We start from the raw sequence: 13,547 nt of genomic DNA, 5'->3' as shown, positions 1-13,547 counted from the left end.
GGAAACGCAGCCATGATCCAATCCCTGGCCGATATGCGCCGCGACTATACCCGTGATGGCCTGGCCGAAGCCCAGGCCCCGGGTGAGCCGTTCGCCCTGTTCCACCAGTGGTTTGCCGATGCGGTGAAGACCGAGCAGCCTCCTGTGGAGGCTAATGCCCTGACACTCGCCACCGTCGATGGCGAAGGCCGCCCGCACTGTCGTGTGCTGCTGCTCAAGGGCCTTGATGACCGTGGATTCACCTTCTTCACCAACTATGACAGCGCCAAGGGCCAGCAACTGCAGGCCAACCCGTTCGCTGCCATGACCTTCTTCTGGCCGGCGCTGGAGCGCCAGGTACGCATCGAAGGTCGAGTGGAAAAGGTCACGGCCAAGGAGTCGGATGACTACTACCAGGTGCGCCCGCTGGGCAGCCGCCTGGGGGCCTGGGCATCCCCGCAGAGCCGCGTGATTGCCAATCGCGAGGAGCTCGAAGGGTTGGTCAAGGCCACCGAAGCGCGCTTTTCCGATACCCAGCCACATTGCCCGGAACACTGGGGGGGCTACCGTCTGCTGCCTGAGAGGATCGAGTTCTGGCAGGGCCGGGCCAGCCGGTTGCATGACCGCCTGAACTACCGCCTGGTAGACGGGCAGTGGACGCGAGAGCGCCTGGCGCCCTGACATCCACGGGGCTGTCAGGCAGCCCCCGTGGCCCTCAAGCCAACACTTCTTCACAGATGATGAAGTAATCCATGGCTATCCTCTGTCTGATCTGTAACGCCCCCATTGCTTTCCCTGGAAGGCTGTACAGGGGCTGAATGGAAATTTATTTTTGGTGCTGGCGCCGTGACAGCTGTCAACGCGTAGCGTCTAATGGACACCTGTTTTCTGGAGACTGTACCCATGCGTAAATCCGCTTTGCTGGTGGCAACTTTCACCACCATGTCGCTGCTGCTCGGTGGCTGTGCTTCGAGCCTGACCGGTGACAGCTACTCCCGTGATGAGGCCCGTCGCGTGCAGACCGTGCGCATGGGGACCATCGAATCCCTGCGCCCGGTCAAGATCGAAGGCACCAAGACGCCGATCGGTGGTGGTGCTGGCGCCATCGTTGGTGGCGTCGCCGGCAGCGCCGTTGGCGGTGGCCGTGGCAGCATCGTGGCTGCCGTGATTGGTGCGGTGGCGGGTGGCCTGGCAGGCTCCGCTGCCGAAGAAGGCCTGACCCGCACTCAGGGTGTGGAAATCACCGTGCGTGAGGACGATGGCAGCATGCGCGCTTATGTGCAGGCCGTGCAGGAGAATGAAATCTTCCGTGTGGGTGACCGTGTGCGCATCATGACCGTTGACGGTACCAGCCGCGTTTCGCACTGATCGTAGCCGCCAATAGAAACCCCGAACGGGCCAGGCCTGTTCGGGGTTTTTTGTTGTCCTGCTCCGGCCTCTTCGCGTCGAACCGCCGCGAAGAGGCCAGTGGCTTTAAAGGCCGAGGATGTCGCGAGCCACGGCTTCGGCGATGCGGATGCCATCCACGCCTGCCGAAAGAATCCCCCCGGCATACCCTGCGCCTTCGCCTGCCGGGAACAGCCCCTTCAGGTTCAGGCTCTGGAAGTCCGCACCCCGGGTAATGCGTAGTGGCGACGAGGTGCGCGTTTCAATGCCGGTCAGCACGGCATCGTGCAGGTTGTAGCCTTTGATCTGGCGGTCAAAGGCCGGCAGCGCCTCGCGGATCGCCTCGATGGCGAAGTCCGGCAGGCTAGGCGCCAGGTCACCCAGGGTCACCCCCGGCTTGTACGATGGCTCGACGCTGCCCAGCGCGGTGGACGGCCTGCCAGCGACGAAGTCGCCCACCAGCTGCGCCGGGGCCTGGTAGTTGCTGCCCCCCATCACGTAGGCATGGGCTTCCAGGCGCTCCTGCAACTCGATGCCGGCCAGCGGGCCGCCCGGGTAGTCGCGCTCGGGGTCGATGCCGACGACGATGCCGGAGTTGGCGTTGCGCTCGTTACGCGAATACTGGCTCATGCCGTTGGTCACCACGCGGCCCGGCTCGCTGGTGGCGGCCACCACGGTGCCGCCCGGGCACATGCAGAAGCTGTATACCGAACGGCCATTCTTGGCGTGGTACACCAGCTTGTAGTCGGCGGCGCCGAGTTTCGGGTGACCGGCGTATTTGCCCAGGCGCGCCTTGTCGATCAGCGTTTGTGGGTGTTCGATACGGAAGCCCACCGAGAACGGTTTGGCTTCCATGTACACGCCCTTGGCGTGCAGCATGCGGAAGGTGTCGCGGGCGCTGTGGCCCAGGGCCAGGACCACATGGCGCGAGTGCAGCTGCTCGCCGCTTTCGAGCACCACGCCGGTCAGCTGACCGTTGTCGATCAGCAGGTCGGTGACCTTTTCCTGGAAGCGTACTTCGGCGCCCAGGGCGATCATGTCCTGGCGCATCTGCTCGACCATGCCGGTCAGGCGGAAGGTGCCGATGTGCGGTTTGTTGATGTAGAGGATCTCGTCCGGCGCACCGGCCTTGACGAACTCTTCCAGGACCTTGCGGCCGTGGTGGTTGGGGTCCTTGATCTGGCTGTAGAGCTTGCCGTCGGAGAAGGTCCCGGCGCCGCCTTCGCCGAACTGCACATTGGACTCGGGGTTGAGCACGCTTTTGCGCCACAGGCCCCAGGTGTCCTTGGTGCGCTGGCGCACTTCCTTGCCGCGCTCGAGGATGATCGGCTTGAAGCCCATCTGCGCCAGCAACAGGCCGGCAAAGATACCGCAAGGGCCGAAGCCAACCACGATCGGGCGTTCCTTCAGGTCGGCCGGGGCATGGCCAACGAACTTGTAGGTGACGTCGGGTGCCACGCTGATGTTGTGATCGTCGGCGAACTTGCTGAGCAGCTCGGCTTCGTTGCTGGCTTCCAGGTCGATGGTGTAGATGAACAGCAGCTCGCTGTTCTTCTTGCGCGCATCGTAGCTGCGCTTGAACAGGTTGAAGCTGAGCAGTTGCTCGTCGCGGATGCCCAGGCGCTGGACGATGGCTTCACGCAGGGCTTCGTCGGGATGGTCCAGGGGCAGCTTGAGTTCGGTGATTCGTAGCATGGCAGGGTCCAGTATCCCGGCCATGGGCGGCCGGCGGCTTTACACAAACCGCCAAGTATAAGCTGTATGCCGCCCCGACTGGCAGGATAAAAGCGCCCGGCGATCAGTTGTCGCGGGCACCGCCGTAGTAACCGCAGCCGCGCAGGGTCTGGCCGTCGATGCGCAGCTCGGCGCGCAGATGACGCACGGCGCCGCTCATGCTGTCGACGCAGCGTTGCGGCGCGACCCACAGTTCGACGTGCTGGCTGTTGGCGTCGCTGGTCAGGGTCAGGCCGCCGCCGGGCACTTCTTCTTCGAGGAACGGCAGGGGCAGAGGGTCCTTGCCGACGCGGTTGAGGACCATGCCCTTGCCGCTGGCCTTGATGTCCCAGTCCGGTTCATGGCCATTGGCGCGCAGGGTCAGCTGCTTGAAGTTGGGGTCGTCGCAGGCGCGGGTGGAAGGTTCCAGGCGGTACAGGCGGCTGACTTCCAGTTGACCATCGTTGTCGGCCTGTTTGGCGCCGGTGAGGCGGCCACGTACGTCAGCGAACAGCTTGGCGTTGGCGTCCTTGGCCAGGTTGGCGGATTCCTGGAGGATGCCGGTACCGGCGACATCGTTGATCACGAAGTGGCGGCTTTCACCGCAGGGTTTGAACAACAGCCGGCCGCCGCCTGCGCTCAGCTCGCCCTGCATGCGCGTGGTACCGATGTTCGGGTCACGGGGTTGCTCGGCCAGCAATTGGCAGCCGGCAAACAGGGGCAGCAGGGCAGTGAGCAGCAGGGTAGGGGTGATGCGCATGGGGCGGGCTCCAGGAAATCTTGGCCAAAGAGCTGGCCACGTTACTGAGACTAAGCGAACTCCACAAGTGACATTGGGTCTGGTCAGATCCCACATGAACCAGTTGCGCGACCTAGGGCAAGTAGAGATTGCTGAAGTGATGGCTTTTGGCCTTTAGTTATTTCTGTCAGTAGTCGAGCTGCTTCCTTTTAGTAAGAATATTGCAACCGCTGCTTGCTGCTTGGAATCGCTGGCTATTTCTGCATGGGTTGCGGTTATTCCATCTTTTTGAGGGCGGTCATAATGAATCAGAATAAACAGGTACCCAACTTCCCTGTTGAATATCGCGTACCCTTTCCGATCCCCGAGGCCACTAATAAAAATACATTGATTGTTCCCGTTGGAGAAAAGCGTTACCTGCTGGATGGAGCAGAGAAAAGGATCATGGTTGGTCGTGTAACAAATGATGGTACTGCGGATAAAACGTTTAATCTGAAAGGTTTCAACTCTCATGTTGTCTCTGATTTTGAAGATCCCCGTCCAACCAGTGCGGGATTGGTACCTCAACCAGACGGCGGCGTGATCGCTGGCTTGTACAATGCGTCGTAGTTGGGGTTGGCTCGTTTCAAGGCCAATGGCGATGTCGACGTGTCGTTTGGTCAAGCCGGCACGGTTTTTCATAAAGTTGATAAATCAAGTGCAAGCGCTGGGGAGGCTGACAGTGACGAAAAAGGCCTTCAGCGGGCGGCTTCTCCGGCGTTGCCGGCTGCCTTGACACCGGCCAAGGACGGCAAATTTTACGTGACTCTGGGTAGCCGCTTTTCGGGTGACTTCTCATTGTTGCGGTGTTTGGCGGATGGCGCGCTGGATAGCGGATTCAATGGCTCTGGCATTGTCAGCGTCCGACATCCGACTTTGGCCACAGATGCTCCGGCAGTTGTCAGCGCTGAAGATGGGGGCGCTGTGGTAGCAGGCACATTGGGTGACAGATTGGTTGGGATGCGCGGCTTTTTCTGTCGATACAAGGCCGATGGTGCATTGGACGAGCAATTCGGCGAGAAAGGTTACTCAATTTTCGATTCTGAAGCCGCAGGTATTCCGTTGCCCGAACTGTTTCAAATGGAACTTGGTCACGTGGCAATCCTGAAGGACGATGGGTATGTCGCGTGTGGTTACCTTACAGCACGTAATCCATGGCGCTACTTCGGATTAGTGGTACGTATAGATTCATCTGGCCGACCAGAACCGACTTTCAATAGCGGTAAGCCGTTGCTTTTTGAATTGCCTGGTGTCGAGATCGACTTCCTTTGGGGAGGGATTGCGGAAATGGCAGATGGCAAGCTCATCGTGGCGGGAGGCGCAGTAACGCGGGATTCAGGCTATCAGCGACATGTATTGCTGGCCCGGTATGATGCCAAAGGGGTACTGGACCCCACCTTTGCTGAGCAGGGCTGGATGATACGCGCGCCGTTTGGAGATACATTCACTTTTCTGCAGAGTCTGCAGGTCGATTCAATGCAGAAAATCCTGATTTCTGGCGATAGCGGCCTTAATGACGAGATACAGTCTCTGATGGGCTTTGCCGCGCAACTTGATTAGCGTGCTTCAAGACCGACGACCTCAATGCTCTTTGTCATTTACCTTGGAGCATTGAGGTGTCAGGTTACGTAACCGGGCGCCTTGGAGACGCGGTCAGCTATCTCGAAGCTTATCCCCCCAGATAAGCGTCGCGCACTTTCGGGTCGGTCAGCAGTGCTTCACCTGTGCCTTGCATCACCACCCGGCCGTTCTCCAGCACATAGGCCCGGTCGGCGATCTTCAGCGCCTGGTTGGCGTTCTGCTCCACCAGGAACACCGTCACGCCATCGCGGCGCAGCTGTTCGATGATGTCGAAGATCTGCTGGATGATGATCGGTGCCAGGCCCAGCGAAGGCTCGTCGAGCAGCAACAGCTTGGGCTTGCTCATCAGCGCCCGGCCGATGGCCAGCATTTGCTGCTCGCCACCGGACATGGTGCCGCCGCGCTGGATGTAACGCTCCTTCAGGCGCGGGAACAGCTGCAGGACTTTGTCCAGCTGCTCCTGGTAGTCGCCCTTGTCGGTGAAGAAACCGCCCATGGCCAGGTTTTCCTCGACGGTCAGGCGGGCGAACACGCGGCGGCCTTCCGGCACCACCGCGATGCTCTTGCGCATGATGTGCGAAGACGGCTGGCCGACCAGCTCCTCCCCGAGGTACTTGATGCTGCCGCTGTGCGCCTGCGGCGAGCCGCACAGGGTCATCAGCAAGGTCGACTTGCCGGCACCGTTGGCACCGATCAGGGTGACGATCTCGCCCTGGTTGATCTCAACGTTGACGCTGTGCAGCGCCTGGATCTTGCCGTAGAAGGTGGAAACGTTCTCGAACTTCAGCATTTACGCTTCCCCCAGGTAGGCTTTGATCACATCAGGGTTGTCGCGGATCTCCTGCGGTGTGCCATGGGCCAGGGGCGTGCCCTGGTTGATCACGACGATGTGGTCGGAAATGCTCATCACCAGCTTCATGTCGTGCTCGATCAGCAGCACGGTGACGTTGTGCGACTCACGCAGGTAGGCGATCAGTGCCTTGAGGTCTTCGGTTTCCTTCGGGTTCAGGCCCGCAGCGGGTTCGTCGAGCATGATGATCCGTGGCTGGGTCATCATGCAGCGGGCGATTTCCAGGCGGCGTTGCTGGCCGTAGGCGAGGGTGCCGGCGGTACGGTTGGCGAACTCGGTCAGGTTGACCTTGTCCAGCCAGTACTGGGCGCGCTCCATGGCCTCCTTCTCGCTGCGGCGGAAGCTCGGGGTCTTGAACAGGCCGGCGAAGAAGTTGGTGTTGAGGTGACGGTGCTGGGCGATCAGCAGGTTTTCCAGCGCGGTCATTTCCTTGAACAGGCGCACGTTCTGGAAGGTCCGCACCACGCCCTTGCGGGCGATCTGGTGGCCGGCCAGGCCCTGGATCGGCTGGCCGTCGAGCAGGATGGTACCGCCGCTGGGCTTGTAGAAGCCGGTCAGGCAGTTGAACACCGTGGTCTTGCCGGCACCGTTCGGGCCGATCAGCGCCACCACTTGTTTTTCCTTGACGGTCAGGCCCACGCCGTTGACCGCCAACAAGCCGCCGAAGCGCATGCTCAGGCCGCTGACTTGCAGAATTTCGCGGCTCATCGACGCAGCTCCATGTGGGGACGTTGCATAGGCAGCAGGCCTTGCGGACGCCAGATCATCATCAACACCATCAGCGCACCGAACATCAGCATCCGGTATTCGCTGAACTCACGCATCAGCTCCGGCAGCAAAATCATCACGATGGCCGCGAGAATCACGCCCAGTTGTGAGCCCATGCCGCCGAGCACGACGATGGCGAGGATGATCGCCGACTCGATGAAGGTGAACGACTCCGGCGTCACCAGGCCCTGGCGCGCAGCGAAGAAGCTGCCGGCGAAACCGGCGAAGCAGGCGCCCAGGGTGAACGCCGAGAGCTTGATCACAGTGGGGTTCAGGCCCAGCGCACGGCAGGCGATCTCGTCTTCGCGCAGTGCTTCCCAGGCACGGCCGATCGGCATGCGCAGCAGGCGGTTGATCACGAACAGTGCCAGCAGCGCCAGCAGCAGGGCGACCAGGTAGAGGAAGATGACCTTGTTGATCGAGTTGTATTCCAGCCCGAAGAACTCGTGGAAGGTCTGCATCCCCTCGGCGGCCTTGCGCTCGAAGGTCAGGCCGAAGAACTCCGGCTTGGGGATGTTGCTGATGCCGTTGGGGCCGCCGGTCCAGTCGGTGAGGTTACGCAGGAACAGGCGGATGATCTCGCCGAAGCCGAGGGTCACGATCGCCAGGTAGTCACCGCGCAGGCGCAGCACCGGGAAGCCGAGCAGGAAGCCGAAGGTGGCGGCCATGAGGCCGGCAATCGGCAGGCAGACCCAGAAACTCCAGCCCAGGTAGTGCGAGAGCATCGCGTAGCTGTAGGCGCCGACGGCGTAGAAGCCGACGTAGCCCAGGTCCAGCAGGCCGGCCAGGCCGACCACGATGTTCAGGCCCAGGCCCAGCAGCACGTAGATCAGGATCAGCGTGGCGATGTCGACCGCCCCGCGCGAGCCGAAGAACGGCCATACCAGGGCCGCGACGATCAGGCCCATGATCACATAGCGCTGGGTTTTCGGCAGGGTCAGGTAGTTGCTGACGGCTGGCGGGATCAGCTTGCGGTCCGAGCGACGGCCCATCACCGAGTTCCACTGCCTGTCGAACAGCACGCGCAGGAACATCAGCACCGAACACACGGCGATGATGCTGATGGTGAACGACCCTTGGCTGTGCACCGCCAGGCTGATGCCGTCGATGCTCAGTTTCAGGCCCAGCACCGGGAATGCCACGGCCCATACCAGCAAGGCGCTGAAGAACGCCTGTTTGAGATTTCTGTTCATACTTTTTCAACCTCCGGGCGGCCCAGGATGCCGGTCGGCCGGAACAGCAGGACAAGAACCAACAAGCCGAATGCCACCACGTCCTTGTACTGGTCGCCGAAAATGTCGGCGCCGAAGGCTTCGGCCACGCCCAGCACCAGCCCGCCGAGCATGGCGCCCGGAATGCTGCCGATGCCGCCCAGTACCGCCGCGGTGAAGGCCTTCAGGCCCACCAGGAAACCGGCGTTGGGGTTGATCACACCGTACTGCATGCTCAGCAGCACGGCCGCCACGGCCGCCAGGGCGGCACCGATGACGAAGGTCAGGGCGATGATGTTGTTGGTGTTGATGCCCAGCAGGTTGGCCATCTTGATGTCCTCGGCACAGGCGCGGCAGGCGCGGCCCAGGCGGGAACGAGAGATGAACAGCGTGAGGCAGGTCATGGCCACCAGGGTGACCACGAACACCAGGATCTGCATGTAGGAAACCAGGACCTCCTCCGCGCCGCCCGGCCCGAAGGAAATGCTCCCGGGGATCAGGTTGGGAATGGATTTGTCCTTCGAGTCTTGCGAAAGCAAGACCGTGTTCTGCAGGAAGATCGACATGCCGATGGCAGAAATCAGCGGGATCAGGCGGTTGCTGTTGCGCAGGGGGCGGTAGGCAACCCGTTCGATGCTGTAGCCGTAGGCACTGGTGACGCAGATCGTCGCGACGAAGGCGACGGTCATCAGGATCGGCAGCGAATGGATACCCATCATGGCCAGGCCCGCCAGGGCGATGAAGGCCACGTAGGAACCGATCATGTACACCTCGCCGTGGGCGAAGTTGATCATGCCGATGATGCCGTACACCATCGTGTAGCCGATGGCGATCAAGGCATAGGTGCTGCCGATGGTCAATCCATTAACCAGTTGTTGGAAGAAATGGTAGATCTCAGGCATTACAGCGCTCCTAAAAACCTGATTTGCATTTCGCTGGCGGGGGTAAGGCCAGGAAACCGCGGGTGACGGTTTTAAGATTTTCAGGTGGGTCGGCCCCCGGATCGCGGGGATCAGGCCCATGAACCTCATAAAACAAAGCCCACTGCTCGCACAGTGGGCTCGTAGGTCAGCTATTAGTCACGCAGTTACTGAGGGGAGACTTCGGTCTTCGGCTTGCCGAAGTGCCATTCGTAGACCACGAACTTGAAGTCTTTCAGGTCGCCTTTCTCGTCGTAGGACAGTTCGCCGGTCGGGGTCTTGAACTTGCCGGCGTGGATGGCGGCTGCCACCTTGTCGGTGTCTTCGGACTTGGCTGCTTCGATACCTTTGGCGATCAGCTCGACAGCCGAGTAGGCCGGGAACACGAACGGGCCGCTCGGGTCCTTGCCGTCAGCCTTGATGGCGTCGACGATGGCCTTGTTCTCTGGGTCGGTGTCGAACGACTTCGGCAGGGTCACCAGCAGGCCTTCGGAGGCGTTCTGAGCGATCTGCGAGATGGAGTCGTTACCCACGCCTTCCGGGCCCATGAACTTGGCTTTCAGGCCCTTTTCCTGGGCTTGGCGCAGGATCAGGCCCAGCTCTGGGTGGTAGCCGCCGTAGTAGACGAAGTCGACGTTGTTCTGCTTGAGCTTCTGGATGATCGAGGAGAAGTCCTTGTCACCCGCGTTCAGGCCTTCGAAGACGGCAACCTTGGTGCCTTTCTTTTCCAAGGTCTGCTTGACCGCGGTGGCGATGCCTTCACCGTATTGCTGCTTGTCATGCAGCACGGCGACGACCTTCGGCTTGACGTGGTCGGCGATGTAGTTGCCGGCAGCCGGGCCCTGGGCGCTGTCCAGGCCGATGGTGCGGAAGATCAGCTTGTAGCCACGGGCGGTGATTTCCGGCGAGGTGGCGGCCGGGGTGATCATGATCACGCCTTCGTCTTCGTAAATGTCGGACGCTGGCTGGGTGGAGCTGGAGCACAGGTGGCCGATGACGAACTTGACGCCGTCGTTGACCACTTTGTTGGCGACTGCCACGGCCTGTTTAGGGTCGCAGGCATCGTCGTATTCCTTGGCTTCGAGCAGCTTGCCATCGACGCCGCCCTTGGCGTTGATATCCTTGATGGCTTGCTTGGCGCCGATGAACTGCATGTCGCCGTACTGGGTCACAGGGCCGGTCTTGGGGCCCGCGATCCCGATCTTGATGGTATCGGCGGCAAACGAATGGCTGGCAACCCCGGCCAGTACCATTGCGGCGAACAGCTTGGAAATCTTGATCATAGTGCTCCACTCATTCTGTTGTAATTCTTATAGTCCTGGCGGCCAGGGCTACAGACCGGGCGGGATATGCGGCATGGCCACGCCATACTGCATGCCCACCTTCCCCCGGAACATGTCCCGGAACTGTACCGGTACAGTGTAGAGCGCTGTTCGCGCGCTTGAAAAGCGGGCAAAAAGTGCCTGGTTCGCGGGTTGTCGCATGATCGACACAAAGATACAGAAAAGCGCCATCACTTTGCCTGCATCCGCGGCCCCACCCCACAACTTCGGGGCCAATCGACCAAATTACATATTTGAAACCGGGTTTTTCTGCAAAAATGCCGGCCTTTTTTCATTGGCCGAATTTGCGGGTACAAACCCATGACTGATCAAACAAGCACCCTCTATGCCAAATTGCTCGGCGAGACGGCGACAATCGAGTGGAAGGCTTTGGAGCGTTTCTGGGCCAAGGGTGACCTGATTTGGGTCGACCCCAGCCTTGACCTGATCGAGGTTGCGGCGGCAATGGCCGAGAATCGCAGCGAGATCTTCGCCAAGTGGCGCAGTGATGGCACTGTCGGGCCGGTTAGCGCCGAGCAGGCACTCGACCTGCAAAGCCGCGATCCAGAGATCTGGGCGGTGGTGGTTTCGCCGTTCATCGTCATCCAGGCAAAGCAAGCGGAATAACGACGCGCTTTTTTAGTGCGTAAAATTACGCAGCCGCCCCAGGCTGGTGCTTGTTGACGCTCACGTAAGGTGGAAGTTGGTAACAGTGGGGGGCTGATTCGCCGCTGCGGTAACAGTTTACGGGATGCGTAATCGGGGCTGCGAAGCAGCCCCATGCGGGTCAGTAGTCGACCCGGCCGGTATGGTTGTTCAGCGAAATCACCCGGGTCTTGCCGATACGGTGACGGTAGATCTCACGCAGGTACTTCACCGCCTTCTTTACGCATTCGCGCGACAGGCGAATATCGTTGATCGACACGAAGCGGCTCTTGTCGTTGATCAGTTCGCGGTACTTCTTCTCGTACATCGGCTTGATTGCGTACCAGTTGGTATCGAGGATCTTCGCCGGGTTTTCGAACTCGCTGAGCAGGTCGTCGATCCGCGCCTCCTCGAAGTGCTCGCTGGTGATGAACTCGAGGATGGCGTTGTCCAGCGTGTCATCGAAGCGGTATGGGGCGCGGGCGAAGCAGCGCTTGATGAAGGCCACGATCAGGGTCAGGAAATCGTCCGACAGGCACGGGCTCTTGGCGATCAGGGTGGTCAGCGACAGGTTGGCAGAGGCGCCGATCACCAGGGCGTAACGCTTGAGCGTGGTGTTGGGGAACAGGCTGTTAAGGTGCGTCTTGAGCCGGTTCAGGTCCATGTACGACAACTTGTAGTCCTTGGGCAGCGAGACGATCGACACCACTGACGAGCAGTTCTTGAAGAAGTGCAGGTCATGCAGCGCGGCGGCGTCGTAACCGGAGGCCTGGTATTGCTCCAGGGCCGCGCGGTAGCGGCGCGACTCGATCGGCAGCAGGCTGATGCCTTCGATGGCCTGGGTCTGCTTGTTGAAGTGCGGCAGGTCGATGGAGCGCAAGAACAGGTCGTCGATATCCAGGCGCGGGCTTTCGCGCTCGAACACCTTGAACTTGTCCGTGCCTTGCGCGGGCACTTCCGGCACCACCGATTCGGCATAGGCAATCGCCACCGGGCCGGCCAGGCTCATGAACAGGTCGTTGGCGTCCAGGCGGATGGTTTCGCCAATGTCGATGCCGGCGCGGCGGAAGTAGTTCTGGTCGTAGTCGGTGGTCACCGCCTGGGCGGTGAGGATGTTGAAGATCTGCTGGGAGATGTACTGGTTGGCGTGCTTCTCCATGGCGTTGACGTCGATGTTGTGAATGGTGCCGTCATCGCTTTCTTCGGCGTAGCGCATGATGTCGTTGGAGATCAGCATCATCGCGTTCCACGGGCGGATACGCCCCATCACGCTGGCCTCGCTGCTGTCTTCGTCATCGAAGTTGTACGAGAAGTCCCATTCTTCCGAGAGGTATTTGCACAACAGCCGGCCGGCGTTGATGTGCAGGGCCTCGGACATCTCGCTGCGATGGTCGGTAGCATTGGGCAGCACGCAGATGCCGCTGGTGAAGATCGGTTCGAAGACGAACGAGTGGCCGCTCTTGCCGTCGTTCTCGTCGGCAGGCTTGGTATCGAAGGTCTTGTTCATGTACGAGTACTGCTGGGCTAGGCCGAACTCCGAGGCCATGCCTGAACCGGTACCGCCACCGGCACTGAAGATGTAGAAGTACAGCCGCGACTGGTTGGCCTTGATGCCGCAGGAGTCGATCAGGTACGAATGAATCAGCTTCCAGTCGGCGCTGGAGAAGCGCTGGGTGTCCTTGTTGAGGATGATCTTGGCCAGGTACTGGCCAAGGATCGGGGCGTTGCCTGCACCGCCAGCATGTACCTCGGACAGGTCCATGATCTTCATCTTGCTGTAGTCGCGCAGGAACTCGCCACGCTCGCCCTTGCGCGAGAAGCGGATACGCCCGGCGATGTCTTTGTCCAGGTCGCCCAGCATCACCAGCGGTTCGACCAGGAACACCGGCTTGACGCCCTTGTTCTGCACCAGTCGCAGGTTCTGGCGGATCCAGCGTGCCGGGCTGTAGCCCGGCTCGCCTTTCATGCGGTCTTCATTGTTGAACTCGTTGAGGAAGAAGGTACGGGCGTTGTAGACCAGTTCCGCCACGTCCAGGGCGATGTTCGAGCCGCAACGGCCGAGGCCGATCAGGCAGACCGACGGAAACTGCTGCTCCAGGCGCGGTGGGTTGCCGTCTTCGATGTGCTGGTTTCCGGGAAACACCAGGTCACGCAGGCCGTCGAGGTTGTCGAGGATCCGCTGCATGTCCTGCTCGGTGAAGTACAGGTACTGCTGTGCCGGAGAGCTGCGTGCCGGCAGCGTGTCACGAACACCACTGGCGGTCGGTAGGTGGGGAAGAGCCGAAGACTCGGGGACCGCATTGGCAGAAGTGTTCGTAGAGGTCATAGTGCGCCATTTGCCTGGTGTAAGTGATTATCAGAGGGTTATGCCATATGGCCATCACGCAAAACGCC

General features: G+C 60.7%; 13 protein-coding genes. 5 read left to right on the top strand and 8 right to left on the bottom strand.

All coding sequences use genetic code 11. The features are described from left to right. Window positions 1-12 precede the first annotated feature (12 nt). Both pdxH and ACQKPS_RS14995 read left to right on the top strand, forming a co-directional pair. Window positions 13-660, top strand: coding sequence for a pyridoxamine 5'-phosphate oxidase (gene pdxH, locus ACQKPS_RS15000; protein WP_427604665.1), 648 nt, complete (start codon window positions 13-15; stop codon window positions 658-660). Window positions 661-882: 222 nt separating this feature from the next. After that, window positions 883-1,347, top strand: coding sequence for a glycine zipper 2TM domain-containing protein (locus ACQKPS_RS14995; protein ID WP_009684613.1), 465 nt, complete (start codon window positions 883-885; stop codon window positions 1,345-1,347). Between the two features lie 105 nt (window positions 1,348-1,452). Here ACQKPS_RS14995 and ACQKPS_RS14990 read toward each other — a convergent pair whose 3' ends face one another. Both ACQKPS_RS14990 and ACQKPS_RS14985 read right to left on the bottom strand, forming a co-directional pair. Continuing rightward, on the bottom strand, window positions 1,453-3,060 hold the full coding sequence (locus ACQKPS_RS14990; protein ID WP_254481153.1) for an NAD(P)/FAD-dependent oxidoreductase: 1,608 nt from the start codon (window positions 3,058-3,060) through the stop codon (window positions 1,453-1,455). 103 nt (window positions 3,061-3,163) lie between these two features. After that, window positions 3,164-3,838, bottom strand: a complete 675-nt coding sequence (locus ACQKPS_RS14985; protein ID WP_427604662.1) for a COG3650 family protein — start codon at window positions 3,836-3,838, stop codon at window positions 3,164-3,166. 282 nt (window positions 3,839-4,120) lie between these two features. On the opposite strand from ACQKPS_RS14985, the gene ACQKPS_RS14980 reads away from it, so the two are divergent. Together ACQKPS_RS14980 and ACQKPS_RS14975 are read left to right on the top strand one after the other, a co-directional pair. Next, entirely contained in the window at window positions 4,121-4,426 is a 306-nt protein-coding gene (locus ACQKPS_RS14980) for a hypothetical protein (RefSeq protein WP_427604660.1), read from the top strand. 6 nt (window positions 4,427-4,432) lie between these two features. Continuing rightward, window positions 4,433-5,416: a hypothetical protein gene (locus tag ACQKPS_RS14975; RefSeq protein ID WP_427604658.1), complete on the top strand. Its 984-nt coding sequence runs from the start codon at window positions 4,433-4,435 to the stop codon at window positions 5,414-5,416. 109 nt (window positions 5,417-5,525) lie between these two features. Here ACQKPS_RS14975 and ACQKPS_RS14970 read toward each other — a convergent pair whose 3' ends face one another. From ACQKPS_RS14970 to ACQKPS_RS14950, 5 genes are all read right to left on the bottom strand, one after another. Continuing rightward, a complete protein-coding gene (locus ACQKPS_RS14970) occupies window positions 5,526-6,227 on the bottom strand; it encodes an ABC transporter ATP-binding protein (RefSeq protein ID WP_003254879.1) in 702 nt (233 codons plus the stop codon). After that, on the bottom strand, window positions 6,228-6,995 hold the full coding sequence (gene livG, locus ACQKPS_RS14965) for a high-affinity branched-chain amino acid ABC transporter ATP-binding protein LivG (protein WP_254481151.1): 768 nt from the start codon (window positions 6,993-6,995) through the stop codon (window positions 6,228-6,230). After that, window positions 6,992-8,248 (bottom strand): high-affinity branched-chain amino acid ABC transporter permease LivM, encoded by a 1,257-nt coding sequence (locus tag ACQKPS_RS14960; RefSeq protein ID WP_054886947.1) that lies wholly within the window; start codon window positions 8,246-8,248, stop codon window positions 6,992-6,994. The genes livG and ACQKPS_RS14960 overlap by 4 nt, the downstream gene beginning before the upstream one ends. Beyond that, complete coding sequence (livH, locus tag ACQKPS_RS14955; protein ID WP_054886946.1) at window positions 8,245-9,168, bottom strand: high-affinity branched-chain amino acid ABC transporter permease LivH; 924 nt, start codon at window positions 9,166-9,168, stop codon at window positions 8,245-8,247. Before livH ends, ACQKPS_RS14960 begins: the two co-directional genes overlap by 4 nt. A 185-nt stretch (window positions 9,169-9,353) precedes the next feature. Beyond that, entirely contained in the window at window positions 9,354-10,469 is a 1,116-nt protein-coding gene (locus ACQKPS_RS14950) for a branched-chain amino acid ABC transporter substrate-binding protein (protein WP_254481149.1), read from the bottom strand. A 360-nt stretch (window positions 10,470-10,829) separates the two neighbouring features. On the opposite strand from ACQKPS_RS14950, the gene ACQKPS_RS14945 reads away from it, so the two are divergent. Continuing rightward, window positions 10,830-11,135, top strand: a complete 306-nt coding sequence (locus ACQKPS_RS14945) for a DUF2288 domain-containing protein (protein WP_254481148.1) — start codon at window positions 10,830-10,832, stop codon at window positions 11,133-11,135. Window positions 11,136-11,295: 160 nt separating this feature from the next. On the opposite strand, the gene ACQKPS_RS14940 is transcribed toward ACQKPS_RS14945, so the two are convergent. Beyond that, on the bottom strand, window positions 11,296-13,338 hold the full coding sequence (locus ACQKPS_RS14940) for a hypothetical protein (RefSeq protein WP_427604963.1): 2,043 nt from the start codon (window positions 13,336-13,338) through the stop codon (window positions 11,296-11,298). Window positions 13,339-13,547: the final 209 nt, after the last annotated feature.

It is taken from the genome of Pseudomonas sp. NPDC086566, from assembly GCF_050280885.1.
Classification (GTDB): Bacteria; Pseudomonadota; Gammaproteobacteria; order Pseudomonadales; family Pseudomonadaceae; genus Aquipseudomonas; species Aquipseudomonas vlassakiae.
This window is presented reverse-complemented; position numbering and strand designations above follow the sequence as displayed.

What these genes read in the sequence shown, in the direction of transcription:
- ACQKPS_RS14945 (WP_254481148.1), top strand. Translation starts at nt 10,830, where the DNA reads ATGACTGATCAAACAAGCACCCTCTATGCCAAATTGCTCGGCGAGACG.
- ACQKPS_RS14960 (WP_054886947.1), bottom strand. Translation starts at nt 8,248, where the DNA reads ATGAACAGAAATCTCAAACAGGCGTTCTTCAGCGCCTTGCTGGTATGG.
- ACQKPS_RS14985 (WP_427604662.1), bottom strand. Translation starts at nt 3,838, where the DNA reads ATGCGCATCACCCCTACCCTGCTGCTCACTGCCCTGCTGCCCCTGTTT.
- pdxH (WP_427604665.1), top strand. Translation starts at nt 13, where the DNA reads ATGATCCAATCCCTGGCCGATATGCGCCGCGACTATACCCGTGATGGC.
- livG (WP_254481151.1), bottom strand. Translation starts at nt 6,995, where the DNA reads ATGAGCCGCGAAATTCTGCAAGTCAGCGGCCTGAGCATGCGCTTCGGC.
- ACQKPS_RS14980 (WP_427604660.1), top strand. Translation starts at nt 4,121, where the DNA reads ATGAATCAGAATAAACAGGTACCCAACTTCCCTGTTGAATATCGCGTA.
- ACQKPS_RS14950 (WP_254481149.1), bottom strand. Translation starts at nt 10,469, where the DNA reads ATGATCAAGATTTCCAAGCTGTTCGCCGCAATGGTACTGGCCGGGGTT.
- ACQKPS_RS14940 (WP_427604963.1), bottom strand. Translation starts at nt 13,338, where the DNA reads ATGCAGCGGATCCTCGACAACCTCGACGGCCTGCGTGACCTGGTGTTT.
- ACQKPS_RS14995 (WP_009684613.1), top strand. Translation starts at nt 883, where the DNA reads ATGCGTAAATCCGCTTTGCTGGTGGCAACTTTCACCACCATGTCGCTG.
- ACQKPS_RS14970 (WP_003254879.1), bottom strand. Translation starts at nt 6,227, where the DNA reads ATGCTGAAGTTCGAGAACGTTTCCACCTTCTACGGCAAGATCCAGGCG.
- ACQKPS_RS14990 (WP_254481153.1), bottom strand. Translation starts at nt 3,060, where the DNA reads ATGCTACGAATCACCGAACTCAAGCTGCCCCTGGACCATCCCGACGAA.
- livH (WP_054886946.1), bottom strand. Translation starts at nt 9,168, where the DNA reads ATGCCTGAGATCTACCATTTCTTCCAACAACTGGTTAATGGATTGACC.